This is a genomic window from Pseudomonas sp. PLMAX, assembly GCF_046042685.1.
Lineage (GTDB): Bacteria > Pseudomonadota > Gammaproteobacteria > Pseudomonadales > Pseudomonadaceae > Aquipseudomonas > Aquipseudomonas putida_AE.
The window spans coordinates 265,040-284,955 of record NZ_CP064950.1; the positions used below are offsets into that span (position 1 = coordinate 265,040).

Below are 19,916 nucleotides of genomic sequence, written 5' to 3' on the forward strand. Positions count from 1 at the left end.
AGTTACTTGCGCGGGATCTTGCTCAATAGGTTGTTCAAGAGCTTGATGAATGGGTTGCTCGGCGCAGCCGGGATGTGGAGCCTGTCCGGCTGATCTTCATCGTGGTAGTCATCCGCTGCCGAGATGAACTCATTGCTGCCCTGCAGCGTGCTGTAGCCCAGATCAACTGCCTGGCGCCGCAGGAAGGATGTGAAATCGTGCAGATCAATACCCTCCTCCGGTTTCGGCCAGGCCGAGCTGAGGAAAAAGTGAGCGACCACAAACTGGAGCTCACTGTGCACAGATGGCTCGTCCGCACCCATCACCGCCAGGAGAATTCTGGCCCGTGGGTAGAATCGAAGAATATCCACCATCTGCTCGCCGGTCAGGCGGATAGATGTCAGCTTGGACAGGTACGTCGCTGCCTGGTCTGCCTGTTCCGTGCTCGGGTGTTTGTCGAGGTTGGCCAGATAGAATTTCTGGAAGTGCAGATGCAGATCGAGCTTCTGAGGATCTTCGGCGGCGTGCTTCAAGACGTCATTCGGGGTTTCGATTTTCATGAGTTGTCTCCCGGTTCCCGGCGTCAGGCTGAAGGTGGAGTGAGTTTGTAGCCGAGCTTCTGAGCTTGGCGCTCCAGCAGCACTTGGAATTCAGCGATATCGACGTTGTCCCCGAAGTTCGGCCAGCTTGAGCCGAGCAGGTAGTGAGCAAGGACGCCCGCGAAGGAATCCCGCGTCATCGTGTCCCGCAACGAGTGGACAGCAATGTCGATTCTCTCTGCTGGATACAGCTCCAGGATGAGACTGATCTGCTCCTCAGAAAAGTCGACGCCGCATACATCGCGGGCATACTGAGTCGCATCAGCCAAAGCAGCTGGAGTGAGCAGAACATCGAAATTGAGTTTGTTGTGCTCCCTGCCGGCCCGGATGCTGCTGAGCAGGAATTCGGTATCGGACTTCGGGTTGCCGTTCTTGTCGAACTGCCGCACAGCAGTTTCAGCGGTCATGATGAACATGGTGAACCTCTGTTTTAGTTTTTATGGTTTCAACGCACGCGATCAACAGCACGCTCAAATGACCACCAGGGCTCAACCCCGGTCATTCCGTGGCGGTAGCGGCTCAGGAGGCTCCATCCGCGCAAAGCCAGCACCAAGCCTACGAGTTGAATGGCCAGGCCGCTCCAGCGCAGCCAGCTTTGGATGCAAATCAGGGCCTCGGCACCTAGGTAGAGAAACAACCAGCCAAAGACCAGATCCAACGCGATGATGATCTTGATGCACTTGGTTTCGGAGAGGTTTCGGGCTTCGGCCAGCACGCGGGCTGGCGCACCTTTTATGTCTGGGATATTCATGATGCGAAAGTAAACCTGATGTCACGTGGGTAGAAAGACTCACAGGGCTCGCCAGCGATGATTTTTTTCAAACGCAGGGCGATGGGGGTCAGTCGATAGTAAAAGCTGACTGAGAGCTCCGTGCGAAGCCAGAAGGCTGACTCCACCGTCTCACGCAGGACGTGCCCTATCGTTCCGACGTTGCAAGGCAATGGATTGAGACGATCTCCATGCTCGGCTACGAAGTCGTTGTACCCAGGGGGAGGTCGGAGCAGAGAGCCAGGTAATGGTGCAGCCATCGGGGATTCAGTCAATTTATGCGAAATGTTGGCGGAGGATAAACGATTTGCGGTGCTGGGACAATTTCGGCTGGTAAGCCGAGCTGGACACCCTCCCCCTGGTTCAGCATGCCCGTAGATGGCGCTGTCGCCCAATACGGATTAGCAACTGTCGGCAAACGATATAGTTGGCATTCTGCGTCATGCCGCCGTTCATGAAAGGAAAGTTCATGAAGTTGGGAATGAGCTTACGGAAGGATTGAAAGTGTAGGTGCCCATTGAATCAAAAAGGAGAAACACATGGTGTTCAACGAAGCAAAAACTGAAAGACCGTGATGGTCTCTGAAGTAAAAACAGACATGGGTGTTGCTAAGCAAATTACGCCTCATTTCTCCTCGGATTCAACGCGTTCAACAAGCCCATGGTGCTCACGCACTTCCTGGATCAACTCCTCAATCGTCTTCTCGCCACTGATGTATTTATCGCTGAGACTGCGCATAAATGGGGTCTCTCTGATGCCCTCCAGGGCTGAGTCACCCCTCACATGCTGTACAGCCTGCCGACGACTTTCAACGGTGCTAGGGGGTAATTTGCTCACTGTCTCATCCTCTGAATCCCACCCGCCATGAGATACCAGCTGCTGCGCTCCAGGTCAAAAGATCTTCGATTTATGACCGTCACAAACGATGATCTTAACGGGGAGAAAAGACGCGAATATTCTTCACAGATTGCATCACATAAACAGTATATTTTGTTGATATATAACGTATTTCTGATTCAGCACCATTCTTAATGTGAAATCTCATCACGCAAGAGGTAACAGACGTAACATTCTGATTTTAAACGATAATTCTTATTTTCTCAGAATCATGTGTCAGAGGGGCAAACTACGTCAGATTTCACGCAGAAACGCCCTTTTCAGGGCGTTTCCAGGGGCACATTTAGCGGCCATTTACTGGCCGGCGTGCGCTTACAGCGCCAGGGAGGCTTTCAGGCACTCCTCCAGTTCAACCAGGCTGGCGCTGTCCGGGGCGAACCTGGCGAACTGCACCGGCACCGGCTTGCTCGCGAAATCCTCGTTCTTGGCCAGGAAGTTCACCAGGGATCCATGCAGGCCCTGCAGTTCTACCTTGGCGTTCGCGCCGTCTTCCATGTGGCTGGCCTTGCGGTAGTCAGCACCACGCACGGAGGCGTAGACCGCGTAGTCGCGCAGGAACAGCTTCTTGGCACGGTTGCCATACTCGTTCGCCTCGCGACGAAGGTTGTCGCGGTTGGTCAGTCGCTCTTTGCCGTGGGCAATAAGGGACTTACGGGCAGCGGAGAATTCAACAAAAGTATCGCTCATGGGTATTGCCTCTTTAAGTTGTGCTTATAAGCACTGGAAACGTTTGGTTATTTCTTTGGCTTGCGCTTTCGTGCACGGGCCAATGCCCAGGGCAGTTACTATTGGCTCGCCATCAAAATGTGGGGGAAGTACGTGGTGTTCGTCGACCACGAGCGAACATGGAAGGCCTAACTCGCGTGCCATACCATAAGCTTTGATCAACTGACTTTGATTTTTTGACTCCATGCACACTTTCGACCCAGCATTGTTCTGCTGTTTGTACCTTTCGGCACTCTTGGGATCGAACCATTCGCAATGAGTAAGGGTGTACTCAAAGCCATGGCCAAGCTGTGCACCAGCCTTACCAAGTGGCATGTCGAGCGATGCTGGGATGATTGAATAAAGATACAGGTGATCTTTATCAGCAGGTGGCGTCTTGCGAGCCAGCAGCTGGGCAATCTCAGCAGGGGAAATCGTCGAGAAATCGACGTCTTGAAGCGGGTCGGTGTGCGGTCTAATCCGTGCGCAAGAGCTACAACATCTCAATTTTCTCACTTGGTGGGCTTTCTTTGGGTGAAAGCCAAAACCCTGAATTGGCGGACGCAAAGGGAGTCGAACCCTTGTCGGCGGGGTTACCGCCCAGACGGTAGCAGTGTCTGTGCCTTTGGCCACTCGTGCCATGCGTCCTTTGTGCTTGAATCATATTGCCGAAAAACAAGCCCGTCAATATATGCCATATCTTTTTTTTCGACTACCTACAGCGATGGCCCCTCGTGCTCTACGCGCTTGGGCTTCTCAGCGCATAAGGCAAGCTGACCAGGGTGCTTCTGCATAAGCGTGTTAAGGATGCCCACGCCGTCAAATAGGTTCAGCCCCTCCTCCTGGAGTTGCAGGGCCTGGTCAGCGGTGAGCTCGGCCAGCATGATCGCTTTCTCTGGCTCAAGACAAACCGCGATCACGTCTTCGCTGCCTTCGTACTCAACCAGGTCATAACCTTCGGAGATGAGGCTCTTACGCAAAGCCACGAAAGACTCCTTATCAGCCACCTGATGGCCATCCTCGTCTCGCCCGTAAAAATCATCCCGGTCGATGTCGCTGTATGGCTTGCTGCACGGAATGGCGAGCACGTACACATGCTCGTGCTCTCCCTCACCCAGCTCAGCGGCATTCTGGGCGTATTCGGCAGCATTCTCTGGGATCTCGGTGGTGAACAGGCCTAGGCCGGTATTCAGATCCCCGCCCCGGCCCATGGCCGCAGTCGTGAATGCGTGAATTTTCTGAGCGCTGCCATGGAAGCCGATGCGGTATTCGCCAGCTTCCAGCTTTTTTAGGATCGCTTGATGGGGCACGGACGTTACTCGTTCTGGTCAAGTTTCCATCGTAGCAGCGCCGCAGTCACCGGAGCCAATCTGGTTCGGTGAAGGGGGTCGGATTCGCGCCAGACAGGCAGCAGGCGAAATCAATGCATCAACATCATCCCAAGAAGGATCCTTGCTTGTACAAAAACGGATCCTCTATGCTGGGGCCAGAACGCCACTATTTCAGGAAATTTTCATGGCAGATCGTCCGCTATTCGTCGTTGCTTTACCCCTCACCGCCAACACCCAATTGCATGCTGAGGACGCCGGCGCTGTTGGCGTTTACGAGCTGATCGCGGACAAGTCAATGCCTCGCGGTGTAGCCGCCGCCAGTGCCCTTGAATCGTTTCATACACGGGTAGCCATTTCGTACCCTGAGGATTTTGTCATCAAAGTAGTCGACCCTATGCTTAGGCAAGTGCTCGAACCCGGCGAAGCAGATCAACCATTGGTTCTGCCATGCCAGAAGGTCAGCTCTGTGGTTCGCGGCTGGATTGCCAACCTGGTCGATGGCGTAGAACCCATCGTAGAGACCCCTGGACACAGGAAGTCCACCGTGTTTGTTGTCGCAGTGCCTGTCCGGACAAAAGCGGAACTACACCCGTACGACAAGGGTGTTCGCGGTTTGTATTCGGTCGACATTACTGAATCCAATTTGACCGATGCCCAGAAGGCTGGAAGCGCTCTGAATTCCTTCAACCTCACCGTTGCGGTGGAGGTACCGGAGGACTTCCAGATCACGGTCGTTGATGCGTTCGATAAGATCCTGGAAGCGGGTGCAGAACCAGAGTCTCGTGCGTTCTACTGCGAGATAGTCACTTCGGGGATTTCAAAGGACATGCTGGCCTTGGTGGGGGCTCCTGTTATTGAGGAGGAAGCTAAAACCAAGCCACCGGCTGCTAGCCGTGAAGATGGCGACCACTCCCCTAGCTTCTGATTGAAGCAGGCACAAAAACCCCGCATGGCCGAAACCTGCGGGGTTTTTCTCCCTATAGAACCTGGGGCATCCGCCAAAGCTATGCGGCTTTCGGTGATGTCGCTTCTTCCGATTTGGCGCTGGCGCCAGCTATAAGACGAGCCTTAAGTTCAGCCGGCAGTTTCAGGTTCTTGATGTGTCCTGCGATGTCATCGATCAACTGCGCCTGGCTGGCTAGCTGTTCCTCCATCTGCGCCCCGCCCTCGATGAGCTCCTCGATCTTGCGTGTAGCGCTGACCTTCAACCCATCCAGGCGATGCTTGGCCATATCTGAGCTTACTGCCTTACCCGCCTCGATGTCTGGGGCATCACTGGCATCAAAGATCCAGTGGCGCAGTTGGCCAGCCACCATGGAAGCCGCTTTGCGCTCGATCTCCGTATGGTTCTGGGGATCGGCAGCAATCGCCTCGCAATGCGCCTTGGTGCGCTTCATAGCGGCTACCAGCGTGCTTGCCGGGCTGTTCGATTTCTTTTTCATTCTGAAACTTCTGGCTCAAATGGTTTATCGGGTGTGTCGGGTGTAGGTGTAAAACTGAGTTTCAGAGCACCGCTTGCGGCGAGGCCAATATGCCTACGAATACCGAGGTGCAGCTGCTCAGACTTGATGTTTCGATACCCTACGCCCAGGAAGCCGTAGAACAGAGGTGCAGTGACCGTGCTGAGCAGCCCAGCAGCAAAGGAAACCTGGAACACAATGGCGAAGAGTCGGGCTGGGTCATCGGCGAAGTACTCATTGAACTGGGTTCCATGCAGGGATGCGTACAGGCCGGCCAGCAGAACACAGAACATCGTCGACATGGGGATGCATTCAAGGAACAGTTTGAACGTCACATACACCGAATGCGCGACCTGATACGGGTAGATCATCAGGTTTTGCTTCACCTGCTTGAGCAGGCCGAGATACTCCGCATCTGTGATCTCCCCCACGTACACGCCTTCACACTCGATATTCCACACACCATTACGCATCAGTCCCTCCTCATCTTGTCATTCTCCAGTTTGGCCAGCGCATCGCAGAGCTCATCGCGGGCCGTGTGTGTCAAAATCTCTGTGAACTTGATGTCCTGAGTCAGCTCAATCAGTTCAGGGTGGTACTTGTTGATCCTGTCCAGCGTGATCACATCACCGAACGGCAGCTTCATCGGCACACTGCTGACGCCAAGGTTCAAGCAGTCCACCTGTAGTTCGCTGGAGGCGGTTGAGGCGCTGTGATTCTCCGAACTGATGGTATTCAAGGCCTCACGCATAAAGAACCAAGCCCCACCCAGCAAGATCAAAGAACAAACCCCGGCGTATACGCACATCAGCGCCAGCTCTCGGCGTTTAAACATCTCTCTGGTCATCGAGGTACACCATAGTGAGTGACTGCCTCTTCCAGGGGGCTACAGAGCCTATCGCGCTCACCCCGCCCGAACCCATTGGCCTTGAACTCCGCCAGCATTGGCTCAGTGCGTTTGTGATCAAAAGCCTCCAGCGCCGGGTATGCCTGTCTCGCCTGAACGAGCAACACCCTGAGCTGGAAAGGTTCTGCCTGGTCACCAATTTTCAGGCTGTAGCACTGGTCTGCCAGGTTGGCGTACCTGTGGCTGCCGTAACGCAAATGGGTCACGAAGAATATGCCGGTAGCGACGGCCACCAGCACCATCCCACCGGCAATCATTAGCTGCTTCCTGGACATGTCACCTTTACCTCAGTGCGATGTGCACCACTGCGAGGGAAATGAAAGCAAAGCCCAACACCTTCCACAGAATTTTCTCGAGACGGATGGTGTGCATGGGATCAGCCTTTGGTGTCGATTGGAGGGGGTTGTACCGCTGGCGCCGGCGCCGATACTTTCTGGAGCGATGCGCAGAACTCCTGACGCCCTACCGGCGTGAGGTGTGACAGTTTTTCGTTAGATTCGCAGGTTGTCTGGCTTGCTGCCGGCGAAGGTTCTGCAAGCTTTTCAAGCGATACGCACAATCCCTGACGGGCTGCCGGCGATAGTTCGTTCTGCGAAGCATAGGAAGCGACAAGAGCACTGTGGCGCTCATCTTTCCTGGAGATCGCTCCCAAAACCCAAATGGTGGAAGACGACACCGGGCGGTCTATCACTGAAACTGGCAGATTCCAGCACATATCTACGAACGAGGCACCGCCGGTGCGAGGCTCTGGGAGTTTCTGTACCAGGTAGACCGACAAACCGATAACGGCTGCGCCAACCAGAACACTACAAAGCTTGTTCACTGAAAATGACTCTCACGGGATGATTCAAGATGGCTGCTGCTTGATAGAAGCCTGATTTGGCTTTCAGATAGACGCCCGTAGAGGTAAGCGCTGTAGGCAAGCAATCCAACGCCGATAGTACAAGCAATTACCGAAATTTCACTTATGCCGGTTGGAGCGCCCCTGAGAACGCCGTTGATACCGAAACCAAGGCCGGCAATTGAGGTGATGAAATACGCTACGAGGGGTTGATTATTCTTATGGCTATGGGTCATGGCGGGATTCCAAGGCACAAGGGAACCCCTGATGGGGAGCTAGGGGTTTGGATGGTTGAATCATGCCAGATCACCTCAAATTTCCAAGCCCCAAACTGTCAATTTATCACAATTATTTACTGCCTCCGTTTCATGATCACTCCTTGCGCGGGAAGGTGGCCAAGGCTTACGCACAGTAGTAGACAACGATCTAAGGATAACCTGCCCTAGTACGTCAAAAGCACATTTGCGGCTGCTTCTTTGGCACTGTTAAGCTGAATCGAGACGCACACAATCAAGGAATAGAAAATTGACCAGGCTCAAATATCTCCTCGAGCAGTTCGGCCTTATGTTCACTGAAGGCCGGCACCAGGTGAAATCGTTGAAATTGGAAAGCTCTGCAGATTTGCACCAGCTCTCCTTTGCTGAAACCCTGTGGCCTGACGTCAAATCCGTTGCCTTCAAACCGGTCGAATTCAAGGCACAGGTTGTCCCAGGTGAAGAACCGGCGAAGACGCTGCTCAGGGCTATGGTGACTGCCCCGGAAAGCGTCAACAAGGTCGCCAAGCTGTTCAACACCTACAACCTGGATCGGAACCTCAAATGGTTCTTTGAGGAAATCAAGGAAGTCCAGCAGCTGCATAAGAACAACCTCAAGATGTTCGACGCCTTCACTCAGCCAGGTACCCAGGAGGTTGAGGCCTACTTCGTTCGCCCCGAGTGCGCCCAACTCCACCCACAGTTATTCAGCACGGCTCAAATTTCGCCAAAGCAATCGACCATCGATGACCTGTGCAGGCTGGGCATGTACCGTAAGGCTGCCCTGCTCTCTGTTCCGGCAACCGTCGCGCCCGAGAATGTGGCCGAGTTCGCTTACTCCGCCCTTCAAAATGAGCAATCGAGCTGGAGCAGCAATCAGGACATCATCAACCTCACGGACTTCCCTCGTTCGATGCAGGTAGGTGACGTGTTCATCATCGGCAGCCATGGCCATGTTGTTAAGGGCATGGGGTTCGAGAAGCTGGACAGCTTTTTCCCGAGGGATCCAGAAGCTGAGGTGGCCCGGCATGACTGGAGCTCCGAAGGCCCAGGTCTTTAAACTCCACCGTTGAGCGCCAGCCACCCTGGCGCTCTATCGCCACGCCCCTCCCCACTTGATTACCGATACGCGATTTGTGGGGAGTTACACACCCGCTAGTGGACAACGATCTAAGCGGTTTCCTGGTACCTTACTGAGCATTCGACATCCCATGGTTACCAAGCAATCTGTCTACCACGGCACGAACTTTGAATTCGACTGCTTCGACTCCAAGAAGCTTGGCGTGAGCTGCGACAACCCAACCACCATGATGGGGTTCTTCTTCAGCTCGTCCAAAGAAGGTGCCTATCGCTGGGCCCACCGGAGCTCCACATGGGGCACCTTGCAAGGCACTACCGTCAGCAATCCGATGGTTGTCATAGCCGACGTCAGCGAGCTCCAGTTCAAGAAGATGTCAGCCGAGAAATTCACCTACTACCTGAAAACAGCCCGCCAGGAGACCATTTTCAGGCATGTGAACAAGTGGAAGTCGAACGGCTATGACGGCCTACACATCAAGCTTGTCGATGAAGACTGGTTCTGCGTATTCGAGGCCGGCAAGATCAAGATCCTGGGGAGGGAACACGAGCCCGCAGCGATCAAAGAGCCCGCTCCATTCATTACACCAGCCATTCCTCCAGTTGAATTTACAGCTACCAGGATCCCGTTCATTCCAAGGATGGAACCTTAATGCGCTGCGCTGGACGAATCCTCATGCTTCGAGAAACTCACGTAACGTTCTTTGACCTGGTAAAACTTATCCAGGACAATAGGTGAATACGTAGGTTGTAGGGGACTCCCTGCTTCCAAGGCTTGGCTTAATGGAGTGACTAATGCCATCCAACATCCTCATCACTGCTGGCCCTAGTGGCGACACCCTTCAATGCTTGAAACAAGCCTTGGCTAAGCCTGTGAATGGCCGAATTGCACCTACGCTTGTGATTGATTTTTCCTGCATCACAAACGTCCGCATCATGATTGACGCCTGGCGCCAGCAAATCGCTTTAACGGGCGAGTCCCCTGTAAATCTGGTGCTGGACATGACAAAGCTGGATGATATCGGTTCTTGGGATCGGTGCCTTTCCGGGGTGTTTGATACCCGTGTTTTCGGCGCTGATCAGGCGTTGCCAAAGGCTTGGAACGTAGCATTGCTCGTTCCAGCCTGTGAACTTGAAAACCTGCCGGCTTGCTCCACTCTTGCAGGCGTCATCATCGATGGTTCGCACCCATTTGGTAGCAGCCAACTGTGTCCCAAACTGGCTGATGAATCCCCATCCAGAAAGGTTAAAGACTTTTCCAACGACACCCCAAGTCCTTGATGAGGGCTTCTTTAAACGATAGGCCTTTATTGACAACCGCTTTCAAGTGCATACCATCACGATTCTCTCAATCTGAGTTCGTGAGGATTGCACATGACCGCACCAATGAACGGCCTCCAGGAGCCAATGGAAGCCTTAGCCCGCGAGCGGGAAGTTAACGACTCCCCCAAGGGAAATGCACTGCTGCCCTTACCTGCTGCTCACCGGGAAATGGGTAGCCCTTCCTGTCGCCTGTACACGGCTGAGCAAATGCACGAGTACGCGCTGGCCAACGCCAAGGCCCGCACCGTCGCCTGGCATTTCCAACGGCCACCATCTTCAAACGGTATGTTCGGCCTCAACTGGCCGGAGGTGAACCGGATCATTACCGAAGAAACCAAGGCCGCGCACGCTGCAACAACAATCGATCAAGAGTCGCCCGGCAGCCTGACCCCGTTGAATACGGATGGTTTGGTATCCGTGCTGCGCAAAGCCCTCATCAGGGCTTCGTCTATGGAATTGCAGTGCCTGATCACCGGCACCGAGGATGAACCGCAACAGCTTAAAAACGCACTGGCCGGCCTTTGGCGGGAGCTTGAGGCTACGCGTGCGCTTAACGACGTGGCCATCAAAGCCCTCACCGAGATCTCGAACATCGAGGACAAGGTCAATGGCGGCGACTGGGACGAGATCGAAGAGGCCAGGAGTATCGCCATTTCCGCCTTGGGCGTCTGCCAAGCGCCCATTGAATCCTCTGCACCAAATGCCCCGGCCTAGCAACAAGAGGAGCACCGATGTGTGCCTCTGGCCGCAGCGCCAAACCCTTTCCGTGTGAGTGAAATTACCAAGTGGAAGGAGATTCCGGGTGAAAACCACTTCTACGCTTTACACGTTGCGCAACGCAAAAGGCGAGTATTACAGCTTCACCGACCAGGCAAACTATGACGGCCCTCAGCTCAGCCGCGATCCGGGAAACGCCAAACGCATGACAGCACAAGGCTGTGGTGCCGTGAAACGTCTGCTGGCAAACCCAAAATATTATGGGGTGGAATTCGAGCGCGTGTCGGTTACCGACATGATCTCAGCCGGCCTGTTGCCTCAGCCGACCTAAATATCTGAAACAATTAAATCTACCTTTCAAAGGCTAATTGGAGAAACACAGGATGATTACTGCCGTTTACGCACTTTCTGGCGACCCAATCACTTTTGGTCATATTGACATCATCAACCGAGCCGCCGCTGGGTTTGATCATCTCATTGTTGGGCTTGGCGTAAACCCCAACAAAAAATACATGCTAACCCCTAATGAGCGGATAGCTGTTGCCAAACAATCGCTATCCCACCTCAATAATGTTGAGGTAATGTTCTTCGAAGGCCTACTTGTGGATTTCGCATTTGAACAAGGTGCCACCATCATTGTTCGTGGCATCAGAAACGCCTCGGATGCAGTGGCCGAACAAGCCCTCGATCAGGTCAATGGCTCTCAGATGAATATTGATACTTTTTTCATGTTTTCACGTTCCAAGCTTGCACATGTAAGTTCCAGCAACGTAAAAGCACTACAGGCCGAAAACGGACTCATTCATGAATATGTTCCGCTCCCTGTGAAGAAAATGCTCGAACGCAAGATCTCACACCAGCTTGTCTACGGTGTAACAGGCGTAATGGGTTCTGGGAAATCATACGTTGCCGAGCAACTTTCTATCTATGCCGAGGCACAACATGCGGTATCAGAAAGCAACCCGCTGGTTCACAACATTGAACTTGATAAGCTGGCCCATCAAGTATATGAATCAGATAAACCGGGCTACAAAGACATTCGTGAGAAAATCAAAAATCACTTTGGAACGCTAGACCGGTCAAAAATTGGGCAGATCGCCTTCGGCAGCGAGAACAGCAAGGAGCACGTTGACTTTTTGAACAACATTTTCAAAGACCCTGTCATGGTTCTGCTGCGTCAGGAGCTACGTGGCAAACAAGGCATCCTTCTGATTAACGCAGCCTTGCTTGTGGAGAGTGACCTGCTCAATCTCTGCAACAACCATGTGATCCTGGTCAACGCTGAAGACGCAGTGCGCCATGAGCGTCTGGTTAAATTTAGGAACATTGACCCCGTGGTTGCTGAAAAACGCATCAAACACATGAAAAGCAACAGCACCAAGAGAGCGCAGATCAAGAGGTCTATTTCAAGCTCTCACTTTGGAAATATTGTAGACTTTGACAATTCCTCTAGTAACCTTGAGCTGATTGCCAACCTGTATGAACAGCTTAAAAGCGAGTACTACGGAAGATAAAAAACAACCTGCAACATTCTCGAGATGATCGTGAGGTTTTTGCGTGTGGCGCTGCATGGGCCATTGCCAGTGTTTTCTGGACGAGCGCTCAATACCACATGGGTAAAGCAAAGCGCTAAGCGCCCTGAACATTACAGGCCTGATGCAACAGCGCCAGCCAATCAACCTTGGCTGGCGCTTCTCGTTAAGCGAGCGGTAGGCCCTGCCGAACTTCAGCAGCAAAAGCCTGTAGATCGAGATCCTCTTCTGGCAACCCCTCAAAAGCAAACGGGTTCAGCATCTGCCGCGTGGCCAACACGTTGCGGTCGACCTGGCTGATACCTGACTCATTGCAGACGCTATCCCAGTACACCTGAATGCCTTGAAGCTGCATGAAGACGATTTTCTTCGCGTCTTTACGCTCCAGGAGGAAAAGGTGGGCGGCATCAAGGCACAGTGCAATCTGGCTTTGGTTCTGCTCGCCCATAATGAGCATGCCTTGGCTCGCGACGTTGCCGGTACGATTCTGTGGGCAGATATCGTAGGCCGGCGTCAGGCTGTAGGCTTTGCCATCAAAAAAGGCAGCATGGTTCCGGGCATGGTCGTCCGTGTTGCCGCAGAGAATGTTGAACACCAGCCTGGAGAACAACTCCTGCAAGTCGCGCTTAGGGTCGTTAAAATCCTTGCGAATAATGTGCGTGAGGTCTTCATAGCTCGTATAGCGAGCCATCATCTCATCGAGTCCAAGCAGTGTCAGCGCACTCACCATAATCTTCCTGGCCCAGCTGCCGTTCTTCTTCACACGGTCGAAGCGTTCGATCAGCAATACGTCCTTGCCCAGCACATGCTCAATCTTCACTGGCGCGACCTCCAGGCCCACCAGGCTCGCGAGGCGCATCATGATGAATTCAGACCGCACGACGCTGATCGTGTCGTTGGAGGCCGAGAATTTCGCCACGTACTTCAGATCATCCGCTTTGATCAGCGACTTTGGCCGCGCCCCACCGATAGAAGAACCATGGCGCAAAGCCTGGTCGAGCTCTGGCGTTAGTGGGATCCCCTTCTCCACCAGCTCGGCGGCGTTGAGCAGTTCGGCGAGCGTGGCATTGTCGTTGCTCCTCGGAACGTATTCAGTCGGCGATTCCTGAAAGTCCAATGCACCGATACGATCAGAACCGGACTCGAGCATGTACGTCAGCTCATCGAGATCCTGATCGTAAGCTTTAAGCCCAGCCTTACCGTAAAGCCGATTGATGATAACGCGACGACCCCATGCGTCAGGCGATGCGTCCCGTATACCACTGGCAATCATCAGGCCTTTCGGCGGACTAATGATCTCCGGACTCAAATTGAGCTCGAGGTTATTCAGCGGGATGGCGTTGGGATTGTTCAGGTAGCTTTGACCGTACAGAAACGAGTACCGACCACGGCTTCTGACCAATCTGCCGGCTACAACAGGCTCTGTGCTATCGGGCAGCCATGTCCATACGTAACAGACTCGATCTTCAGAAGGCATTGCTCACCTCAGTTTTGGATTCGCGGACGGAAGCAGGCAGTAAAGCGATTTTGTCGGTGAGCGTGCTGGCAAGCGTGTTAGGCCCCATAGGGGACTCAAACAACTCAATGCCGAGGAGATGCGCAACCTCAAAAGCCACGCCGATTTCGCAACCAGGCTCACATTTCTCCAGGCGTTGGATAAGGCTTCGGGAAACGCCAGCTCGATCTGCCAGGTTTTGAAGGGTCAATCCCCTCTCCTTGCGCTTGAGCTGAATCATTTTCCCTAGAATTTCGAGAGCCTTTTTGGTGTAAGGCGAGATAGCGCGCTTGCCCATCAGGACGTCCTCAATAAATGCTTTGCGTAAAGATAGCATTTTGAGGGCCTGCGGACAACATTCGTACCCGTTAAAAGGTACTTAAGGTATTTCGTGACTCATTTATGGGTAATTGCGCTGCCGATTTACAGGGGATATTGACGTGGTGGATGGATACTCCCCCACCCCCTCCAGCTCCAGACAACCGGGTGCTTAGGCGGACGCTGATTAGGATAGCCCAAAAGACCAGTCAACAACGAAGTGGTGTTCGAGGCGGTGAACAGGTTTTCCCAGAAGCGATATGAGATCGACGCCTGCAGATCCAACATCATCACCGGGAACAGAGTCGCGAACCTATCACTGAAGGTGTTGGCCACCTCCCGCGTCCCTTCATGGCTGATGACCAGGTACATACCGTTCCCCGTGCGCGTGGCCGCAAGATGATCGCCATGAGTGAAGTCTTTGATGTCCAGGCACACAGGGCTGATCACGCCAGCCTCGCTGAGGATCGATTGCCAAGTCAGCGCCAGCTCCGATGTCATGCCATCGGCAAGAATGAAAAGCTGCTTTGACTGCCAGTCGTCTACCGCGTTGATCTGGTTGGCGATGTTTATGGCTGCATGCTGGGAACGACTCCAGGCATCGCAGAGCTGAATCGGCTTGAGCTCACACTCTGCCGGGTAACCCAGCGCCTGCTCAACCATACGGTGAGTGAGTGCCGACAGCATCAGGATCGATTTAAGGTTTACGAAGCGCCTATCTCGATCAGGCAGAGCATCGATGGCTAGCACAGAACCCTTGCTCTGCTCTTGCAGATGCCGCGCAGCTCCGCCATCTGGGTCGGCGGAGAGGAGAATCGAGCCTTCGCCCCCTCGGGCGGCTATAGCTTCAGCAACCTCAACGGCGTCCGGGTGGTTACCCCTAAGTGAGGTCAGTACCGGAAGGCACTTGATCCGCGTGTTTTGCCCATACTCCAACGCAGTCACAAACCTGGAGGGAGTGCCGGCGATCCGTTGCATCATAGAGACGCCATAGAGAGCAGAGATCTTGGCCAGGCCAGCCGCAATCCACACCGTTGAAGGTGCATCCTTGAGCACCAAAGCTGCCGGGAGCACAGCGGGGTCAGCAATGCGCTGAATCAGCATTTCGATGTCTGAATCTTCCATGTGTCTCAGTCCTTCACGTATTTCATCAATGCCTGCCAGTTGGCCACAGCAACTCCGAAGTTTCGGTCTTGAGGCTCGCCTTCGTATTCCCGTACAGCATCGACCAGGTACATCGCAGAAAGCTGGTAGTAGACCAGGCACTCACGGGTGCTGATCACGCATTGCCCGTCTTTCATGCTGTAGTCGCGTTCAACCACCTCCCGCTGAATCTGGGATAGGGTCGCGGACGGGACAAGGATGATGTCCGCCATCGTGTTCCACGCCACATCGGCTTCAGCGCCCACCCACTCCGATTCCGGGCTATCACAGGTATCGAGCACTCGGCCTGGGATGATGTCGGCAAAGACCTTCTTATCCACCATGAAGGCGCGGATGTGCCAGCGGATCTCGGTCTCCACAATGTCGTGGGGGCAGATGACTCGCCACTCAGGTTTGTCCTTCTTCCCGGATTGATAAAGCACCGATATCGGCATCCTCAGTCGAAATGACCGGGAGATGGCCATGAGCACTCTATCGCTCATTCCCCGCTTGATGGGCTTCACCGACTCCCTCTGAATTGAGCGCAGCGACGGGTCTTCAGAAGCGTTGTCGGTCAACCAGGCTTCGAGGTTCTTCTCAAAGAGCGGTTCAAATCCTGCCCCTTTGATGTAGAGCTTCTTTTTGGTGTCGTATTGGAGGTTATCTTTCGCCAGCCCCTGATAGAGCTTGATATCGCCAGAGGCCTGCTGAGGAGAGATCTCGAAGCGGCTGACCAGGTCAGAACGGTTCAACTCACCTACCCAAAAAATGCGGTCTTCAAGCCATTGCAGGCGTGCCTGTATCGCCTGGCCGTTGCGCAGGTTTTTGAAAAAATCAGATGAGCAGTTTGACATCACTCTAGTCACGCTTATAAGATCCTCCTAGTGAATAGCACGATCATACAGGAAAGCTTAGGCCATGGTCGAGGTCGCAGTAGTAGAATTTGGTGCCAAAACGCACACAAACAATGGGTTACAGGAAGATACCCGCCCTCGCGCTCAGCTGCCTATAGCAGCGTTGCAAAGCGAGGGTTCCATTGCGGATCTCTCCATAGAAGACCTGGGCATCCGGGTCGACCTAATCCGTGAGCTGCGTAAGCTCCCGGCTGATGCTTTATCGAACATTCGTCACTTCCAGACTCAAGTCGGTTGCCTCAATCGCTGCGGTTTTTGCAGCCAGGGTGCCGGCAAGACGCTGTGGAATATGCCACGCCAGGCTCTGGCCAACCTCATCTCGGCACTTAAGACTGTGTGCCTAGAGAATGCACTGGAGCGTGGTCTTATTAAAGCCGACCCGCTAGATGGCAACCATGTGTTTGCTGCTGATTTCGTCATGCCGGCGCTTGGCCTGCTCGGTGATCAGCGTAAAGACCGCCCCGGCGTGATCTATTGCTACCTGGATAACGATCCGGCTGCTTACCCGCACCTGGACGACATGATCCAGTGGCTGCATGAAGACCTGGGCGTCAAAGTCCGCATTGCCACGGTCGGCTACAGTCGCCAAAACCCGGTGATTCAGCAGATGCATGAGCGCATCAGCGAAGAGTTGCTCAGCGGCATCGCCGGGCTGCGTCTCTCCTTCTCCCCTTACACCTACGGCTGGACTGATATGGCCCAGAAGCGTGGTGAAGGTAGTCGTGATGAGTTCGAGCTGGACACCGCCACCCTGCTCTCTACCTACCGCAAGCTGTTCCTCGAACGTAAAGGCCGCAAAGGTGCGTGTATCGAGCTGCGCTTCCGGCCAATGATCACCACCGCCCCTGTTCACATTGAGAACGTCGATGGTCGAATGGTCATTCGCTGCGGGTCTTACCTCGTGGTGCAGCGCAATGCCGATGTGCTGAACGTCGCCAACATCACCGATGCTCGCTGCCACGGTAATGACCTCGATGTTGATGGTAGTCCCTGCCTGATTGTCCGGGCCGTACCTGAACTGTTGGAGGCCCCTGTCGCCGACGTGGTAAACGCTCTGTTCCACGGTGGTCAGATGCCATTTGTGCCGGAGAACGTTTACGAAGGCCTTCTGCATCGGCTGCGTAATGACGATGGAGAGTATTTCTCGGTCGACGCCGAGCGTACCAAGGCTGGCGTTTACTCCAAGTTCTTCTACCCGAAGACCGATGCACGCCCTAAAGCAGGGATGATCGACGGTGAGCGCTACCACTTAAACGCGATGATGGCTGCCAAGCTCCAAGGCCTCAGCTCCACCTGGGAGCACGTTGACCTTCTACTGGGTGGTTTGGAGGCAAAAGCCCAGGCCATTGAAGTAATGGACGCCGGCGAAGCCAAGTACATCCGTGAAGAGGTCGTCGGTCTGCTGCAAAGCTACGTGCGCACCCTCAAGCTGGCCAAGTACCCGAGCTACACCTACTTCGACAAAGAACACTCGGTCGATACCGGGCACATCTGCAACCTGGGACGCGCCTACAGCGAGTACAAGGCTATTGCATCGCGCCCTGACCTTCCGCTTACCCCGAAACACGAACGCGCCTTTGGGCCCACTGGGGAGCTTGCAGAGGAAGGTATCGCCTGGCGTCTTGCGGTGACTCCGCAGGATAGCGCCAAGAATGCACGCGGCGAGCGCAACACCTATCAAGAGCACCCTTCGATCCTGATCGAGAAGCTCGACTTGGCCATGACCGCCACCAGCACTGGGCAGTCACAAGCGCGCTACTTCATCCGGACTCAACCGATCCAGAAGATCACCCTCCAGGACTCGATGAGTTTCCCGGTGATCCCTGGGCACATTGCAAGGAAGTAAGCTATGAGCGGAAAACTGATCGTCATCACCGGCCTTGACGGCTCTGGCACCTCATCATTGGCGGAGCAGCTGTCCGCCCGTGATCCAGGATCGCGAGTTGTTAGAACTCCGGACTCCCCTTTTGACGCATGCCGGGAAGTCATCGACCTGCAGGTACGCCACAAGTCCCAGGCGGCGCACTACCTGTTCTATCTCAGCAGCGTCGTCTTTGCCTCAACCGAGATCGAAGAGCTGCTCAAGACCGGTAACGTTTACTGCGTTCGCTACCTGATCGATACCGTTGTCTCGCACCGGGCCGCAGGCCTGAACGTGGATCTCAACTACGAGAGCGAATTCTATTCGATCAAAAAGCCTGATCTGACCATCATGATTGGTATCGACGAGCAGGTTCGGCAGGAACGAATCTCCGCCCGTGCCGGTGGCAAAGGCTTCCTCGACAAACTGCTCGACGATGACGAGCGTCGAGCGCGCTTCCACCACGAGTTTGAACGTCTTGCTCACCATTACGTGACCATTGAGAATGATGCGTCAAACATCGAAATCGCCCTGACGGCGGCTATGCAGCACATGCCCTGGATCAAATAAGACATGTCACAGCGTTTTTACCTTTCCCGTAAGGGCCTGACCCGCCTTTCGCAGCAGCGCGACCAACTGCGTGACGATCTGCAACGTTCCACCAAGGAAATGGGTGAGTCCGTTAAGCGGGACAACGACCTGCGGGAAAACCCGGAGTACATGCAGCTGCAGACGAAGGTCAGCTACGAGCTGCCGAACAAGATCTCCGAGATCAGCCGTATTCTCGACACACACATGCTGATCGAGGACATTGACGCGATCAAGGAAGGACACTTCGACGAGGTACTGCCGGGCATGCAGGTCGTGGTCGAGGACGAGCATGGCGCAAGCCGTACGTTCTCAATCATGGGCTACGAGGAAGGCAATCCCGCCCTGGGCATTGTCTCCTACCTAACCCCGGTAGCTAACGCCATGCTTCACAAGGGCATCGGCGATGAAGTGGAGTTGCCCCACAATGGCAAGACAGTCCCCTACGAAATCATCACCATAGAGCGCAGTCCTCATCTTGATTGAGGGCTCTAGCGCCAGCGTTTGATGCCATTCGGCGGGTGGTAGCGGATCTCACTTGCCCATCTTGGGGTGTGCTCTATATTGAGCTTTACCAGTGAACCCCATCCTGGGATTGTGGCAATCGGTCATCCGCTGAAAACCACGAGAAAATGCCGCCAAATCACAAAGGCGGCATTTTTTTGTCCATAATTTTCGCTGTAAAGTATTCCGCCTCAGGAGCAGCCAGGTTAAGAGAACGATATGGCACAGGAAAACGCGGTAACGCGAACGTCGAAAATCAGGAGAAATCCCGACCGAGTTCCGCCGACTGATCATCAGGTTAATGCCATGATGAAAAGCATCCAGGCAGTCGGAAAGATTCTCAAGCCAATTAACGTCATCCCTGTGGGCGACGGCTATGAGATCGACGACGGCGAGGTTCGTTGGCTGGCCGCTATCGGTCTCAAAATGGATATAGTCCCGATCAATGTGGTGGATGTCGACCGGGAGGTGAGCGCCATAGATTCGATCATCATGAGCACGGCTCGTGAAGAGCTCGCGCCATCTGATGTCGTCAGTAATCTTGAAGCACTCGTAAACGAGTTCGGTGAAAATGCTGCCGAATTAGTTTATGAAAAGCTGGTGGTTCTTCAGGGGTACACCGCATCAGCCCCCGAGCTACGAGACAGAATCATCGTGCTGTTGAGCAATTGCGGGATCACTGCCGAGGTTTAAAGCGACCGC

Annotated in this window: 27 protein-coding genes and 1 tRNA gene; 11 read left to right on the plus strand and 17 right to left on the minus strand. The window is 54.1% G+C overall.

The features are described 5' to 3' along the window. Nucleotides 1-2: 2 nt before the first annotated feature. From DKB71_RS33900 to DKB71_RS33935, 8 genes are all read right to left on the minus strand, one after another. A complete protein-coding gene (locus DKB71_RS33900; protein ID WP_408602077.1) occupies nt 3-539 on the minus strand; it encodes a hypothetical protein in 537 nt (178 codons plus the stop codon). Between the two features lie 23 nt (nt 540-562). Further along, entirely contained in the window at nt 563-994 is a 432-nt protein-coding gene (locus DKB71_RS33905; RefSeq protein WP_408602078.1) for a hypothetical protein, read from the minus strand. Between the two features lie 29 nt (nt 995-1,023). Beyond that, entirely contained in the window at nt 1,024-1,329 is a 306-nt protein-coding gene (locus DKB71_RS33910; protein ID WP_408602079.1) for a hypothetical protein, read from the minus strand. A 642-nt stretch (nt 1,330-1,971) separates the two neighbouring features. Further along, nucleotides 1,972-2,184, minus strand: a complete 213-nt coding sequence (locus DKB71_RS33915; protein ID WP_408602080.1) for an antitoxin VbhA family protein — start codon at nt 2,182-2,184, stop codon at nt 1,972-1,974. A gap of 372 nt (nt 2,185-2,556) precedes the next feature. Further along, nucleotides 2,557-2,931: a hypothetical protein gene (locus DKB71_RS33920; protein WP_408602081.1), complete on the minus strand. Its 375-nt coding sequence runs from the start codon at nt 2,929-2,931 to the stop codon at nt 2,557-2,559. Between the two features lie 24 nt (nt 2,932-2,955). Beyond that, nucleotides 2,956-3,516 (minus strand): peptidyl-tRNA hydrolase, encoded by a 561-nt coding sequence (locus tag DKB71_RS33925; RefSeq protein WP_408602082.1) that lies wholly within the window; start codon nt 3,514-3,516, stop codon nt 2,956-2,958. Beyond that, nucleotides 3,505-3,597, minus strand: a tRNA-Ser gene (locus DKB71_RS33930). The genes DKB71_RS33925 and DKB71_RS33930 overlap by 12 nt, the downstream gene beginning before the upstream one ends. A gap of 68 nt (nt 3,598-3,665) precedes the next feature. Continuing rightward, nucleotides 3,666-4,259, minus strand: a complete 594-nt coding sequence (locus DKB71_RS33935; protein WP_408602083.1) for a hypothetical protein — start codon at nt 4,257-4,259, stop codon at nt 3,666-3,668. Nucleotides 4,260-4,464: 205 nt separating this feature from the next. Here DKB71_RS33935 and DKB71_RS33940 point away from each other — a divergent pair, with 205 nt between their 5' ends. Next, nucleotides 4,465-5,205 (plus strand): hypothetical protein, encoded by a 741-nt coding sequence (locus DKB71_RS33940; protein ID WP_408602084.1) that lies wholly within the window; start codon nt 4,465-4,467, stop codon nt 5,203-5,205. 79 nt (nt 5,206-5,284) lie between these two features. On the opposite strand, the gene DKB71_RS33945 is transcribed toward DKB71_RS33940, so the two are convergent. The 5 genes from DKB71_RS33945 to DKB71_RS33965 form a co-directional block, all read right to left on the minus strand. After that, nucleotides 5,285-5,677: a hypothetical protein gene (locus tag DKB71_RS33945; protein ID WP_408602085.1), complete on the minus strand. Its 393-nt coding sequence runs from the start codon at nt 5,675-5,677 to the stop codon at nt 5,285-5,287. 41 nt (nt 5,678-5,718) lie between these two features. Then, nucleotides 5,719-6,213 carry a hypothetical protein gene (locus DKB71_RS33950; RefSeq protein ID WP_408602086.1) on the minus strand — a complete coding sequence of 165 codons (495 nt, stop codon included), beginning with the start codon at nt 6,211-6,213 and terminating at the stop codon, nt 5,719-5,721. Then, entirely contained in the window at nt 6,213-6,587 is a 375-nt protein-coding gene (locus DKB71_RS33955) for a hypothetical protein (protein WP_408602087.1), read from the minus strand. The genes DKB71_RS33950 and DKB71_RS33955 overlap by 1 nt, the downstream gene beginning before the upstream one ends. Further along, nucleotides 6,584-6,922: a hypothetical protein gene (locus tag DKB71_RS33960; protein ID WP_408602088.1), complete on the minus strand. Its 339-nt coding sequence runs from the start codon at nt 6,920-6,922 to the stop codon at nt 6,584-6,586. Before DKB71_RS33960 ends, DKB71_RS33955 begins: the two co-directional genes overlap by 4 nt. Nucleotides 6,923-7,466: 544 nt before the next feature. Next, a complete protein-coding gene (locus DKB71_RS33965; protein ID WP_408602089.1) occupies nt 7,467-7,724 on the minus strand; it encodes a hypothetical protein in 258 nt (85 codons plus the stop codon). Between the two features lie 289 nt (nt 7,725-8,013). On the opposite strand from DKB71_RS33965, the gene DKB71_RS33970 reads away from it, so the two are divergent. The 6 genes from DKB71_RS33970 to coaD all read left to right on the plus strand — a co-directional run bounded on the left by DKB71_RS33970 (nt 8,014) and on the right by coaD (nt 12,373). Continuing rightward, nucleotides 8,014-8,802, plus strand: coding sequence for a hypothetical protein (locus DKB71_RS33970; RefSeq protein WP_408602090.1), 789 nt, complete (start codon nt 8,014-8,016; stop codon nt 8,800-8,802). A gap of 151 nt (nt 8,803-8,953) precedes the next feature. Next, on the plus strand, nt 8,954-9,472 hold the full coding sequence (locus DKB71_RS33975; protein ID WP_408602091.1) for a hypothetical protein: 519 nt from the start codon (nt 8,954-8,956) through the stop codon (nt 9,470-9,472). Nucleotides 9,473-9,614: 142 nt separating this feature from the next. Further along, nucleotides 9,615-10,100 carry a hypothetical protein gene (locus DKB71_RS33980; protein ID WP_408602092.1) on the plus strand — a complete coding sequence of 162 codons (486 nt, stop codon included), beginning with the start codon at nt 9,615-9,617 and terminating at the stop codon, nt 10,098-10,100. 93 nt (nt 10,101-10,193) lie between these two features. Continuing rightward, nucleotides 10,194-10,856: a hypothetical protein gene (locus tag DKB71_RS33985; RefSeq protein WP_408602093.1), complete on the plus strand. Its 663-nt coding sequence runs from the start codon at nt 10,194-10,196 to the stop codon at nt 10,854-10,856. Nucleotides 10,857-10,944: 88 nt separating this feature from the next. Next, nucleotides 10,945-11,190, plus strand: a complete 246-nt coding sequence (locus DKB71_RS33990) for a hypothetical protein (protein ID WP_408602094.1) — start codon at nt 10,945-10,947, stop codon at nt 11,188-11,190. A 52-nt stretch (nt 11,191-11,242) separates the two neighbouring features. Continuing rightward, complete coding sequence (coaD, locus tag DKB71_RS33995; protein ID WP_408602095.1) at nt 11,243-12,373, plus strand: pantetheine-phosphate adenylyltransferase; 1,131 nt, start codon at nt 11,243-11,245, stop codon at nt 12,371-12,373. Nucleotides 12,374-12,557: 184 nt separating this feature from the next. Here the strand turns inward: coaD and DKB71_RS34000 are convergent, their stop codons facing one another. The 4 genes from DKB71_RS34000 to DKB71_RS34015 form a co-directional block, all read right to left on the minus strand. Continuing rightward, nucleotides 12,558-13,868 (minus strand): type II toxin-antitoxin system HipA family toxin, encoded by a 1,311-nt coding sequence (locus DKB71_RS34000; RefSeq protein ID WP_408602096.1) that lies wholly within the window; start codon nt 13,866-13,868, stop codon nt 12,558-12,560. Further along, nucleotides 13,858-14,184, minus strand: a complete 327-nt coding sequence (locus DKB71_RS34005) for a helix-turn-helix transcriptional regulator (protein WP_408602097.1) — start codon at nt 14,182-14,184, stop codon at nt 13,858-13,860. Before DKB71_RS34005 ends, DKB71_RS34000 begins: the two co-directional genes overlap by 11 nt. 125 nt (nt 14,185-14,309) lie before the next feature. Then, on the minus strand, nt 14,310-15,329 hold the full coding sequence (locus DKB71_RS34010) for a hypothetical protein (protein WP_408602098.1): 1,020 nt from the start codon (nt 15,327-15,329) through the stop codon (nt 14,310-14,312). Between the two features lie 5 nt (nt 15,330-15,334). Then, on the minus strand, nt 15,335-16,213 hold the full coding sequence (locus DKB71_RS34015; RefSeq protein WP_408602099.1) for a hypothetical protein: 879 nt from the start codon (nt 16,211-16,213) through the stop codon (nt 15,335-15,337). A 52-nt stretch (nt 16,214-16,265) separates the two neighbouring features. On the opposite strand from DKB71_RS34015, the gene DKB71_RS34020 reads away from it, so the two are divergent. From DKB71_RS34020 to DKB71_RS34035, 4 genes are all read left to right on the plus strand, one after another. Then, nucleotides 16,266-18,107 carry a hypothetical protein gene (locus DKB71_RS34020; RefSeq protein ID WP_408602100.1) on the plus strand — a complete coding sequence of 614 codons (1,842 nt, stop codon included), beginning with the start codon at nt 16,266-16,268 and terminating at the stop codon, nt 18,105-18,107. 3 nt (nt 18,108-18,110) lie between these two features. Continuing rightward, entirely contained in the window at nt 18,111-18,692 is a 582-nt protein-coding gene (locus tag DKB71_RS34025) for a hypothetical protein (RefSeq protein ID WP_408602101.1), read from the plus strand. A 3-nt stretch (nt 18,693-18,695) separates the two neighbouring features. After that, nucleotides 18,696-19,196 (plus strand): GreA/GreB family elongation factor, encoded by a 501-nt coding sequence (locus DKB71_RS34030; protein WP_408602102.1) that lies wholly within the window; start codon nt 18,696-18,698, stop codon nt 19,194-19,196. Nucleotides 19,197-19,433: 237 nt separating this feature from the next. After that, nucleotides 19,434-19,907, plus strand: coding sequence for a ParB/RepB/Spo0J family partition protein (locus DKB71_RS34035; RefSeq protein WP_408602103.1), 474 nt, complete (start codon nt 19,434-19,436; stop codon nt 19,905-19,907). Nucleotides 19,908-19,916 lie beyond the last annotated feature (9 nt).

Coding starts and splice junctions, on each gene's coding strand:
- DKB71_RS33900 (WP_408602077.1), bottom strand. CDS start 539: ATGAAAATCGAAACCCCGAATGACGTCTTGAAGCACGCCGCCGAAGAT.
- DKB71_RS33905 (WP_408602078.1), bottom strand. CDS start 994: ATGTTCATCATGACCGCTGAAACTGCTGTGCGGCAGTTCGACAAGAAC.
- DKB71_RS33910 (WP_408602079.1), bottom strand. CDS start 1,329: ATGAATATCCCAGACATAAAAGGTGCGCCAGCCCGCGTGCTGGCCGAA.
- DKB71_RS33920 (WP_408602081.1), bottom strand. CDS start 2,931: ATGAGCGATACTTTTGTTGAATTCTCCGCTGCCCGTAAGTCCCTTATT.
- DKB71_RS33940 (WP_408602084.1), top strand. CDS start 4,465: ATGGCAGATCGTCCGCTATTCGTCGTTGCTTTACCCCTCACCGCCAAC.
- DKB71_RS33945 (WP_408602085.1), bottom strand. CDS start 5,677: ATGAAGCGCACCAAGGCGCATTGCGAGGCGATTGCTGCCGATCCCCAG.
- DKB71_RS33950 (WP_408602086.1), bottom strand. CDS start 6,213: ATGCGTAATGGTGTGTGGAATATCGAGTGTGAAGGCGTGTACGTGGGG.
- DKB71_RS33955 (WP_408602087.1), bottom strand. CDS start 6,587: ATGACCAGAGAGATGTTTAAACGCCGAGAGCTGGCGCTGATGTGCGTA.
- DKB71_RS33960 (WP_408602088.1), bottom strand. CDS start 6,922: ATGTCCAGGAAGCAGCTAATGATTGCCGGTGGGATGGTGCTGGTGGCC.
- DKB71_RS33965 (WP_408602089.1), bottom strand. CDS start 7,724: ATGACCCATAGCCATAAGAATAATCAACCCCTCGTAGCGTATTTCATC.
- DKB71_RS33975 (WP_408602091.1), top strand. CDS start 8,954: ATGGTTACCAAGCAATCTGTCTACCACGGCACGAACTTTGAATTCGAC.
- DKB71_RS33980 (WP_408602092.1), top strand. CDS start 9,615: ATGCCATCCAACATCCTCATCACTGCTGGCCCTAGTGGCGACACCCTT.
- DKB71_RS33985 (WP_408602093.1), top strand. CDS start 10,194: ATGACCGCACCAATGAACGGCCTCCAGGAGCCAATGGAAGCCTTAGCC.
- coaD (WP_408602095.1), top strand. CDS start 11,243: ATGATTACTGCCGTTTACGCACTTTCTGGCGACCCAATCACTTTTGGT.
- DKB71_RS34000 (WP_408602096.1), bottom strand. CDS start 13,868: ATGCCTTCTGAAGATCGAGTCTGTTACGTATGGACATGGCTGCCCGAT.
- DKB71_RS34005 (WP_408602097.1), bottom strand. CDS start 14,184: ATGGGCAAGCGCGCTATCTCGCCTTACACCAAAAAGGCTCTCGAAATT.
- DKB71_RS34010 (WP_408602098.1), bottom strand. CDS start 15,329: ATGGAAGATTCAGACATCGAAATGCTGATTCAGCGCATTGCTGACCCC.
- DKB71_RS34020 (WP_408602100.1), top strand. CDS start 16,266: ATGGTCGAGGTCGCAGTAGTAGAATTTGGTGCCAAAACGCACACAAAC.
- DKB71_RS34025 (WP_408602101.1), top strand. CDS start 18,111: ATGAGCGGAAAACTGATCGTCATCACCGGCCTTGACGGCTCTGGCACC.
- DKB71_RS34030 (WP_408602102.1), top strand. CDS start 18,696: ATGTCACAGCGTTTTTACCTTTCCCGTAAGGGCCTGACCCGCCTTTCG.
- DKB71_RS34035 (WP_408602103.1), top strand. CDS start 19,434: ATGGCACAGGAAAACGCGGTAACGCGAACGTCGAAAATCAGGAGAAAT.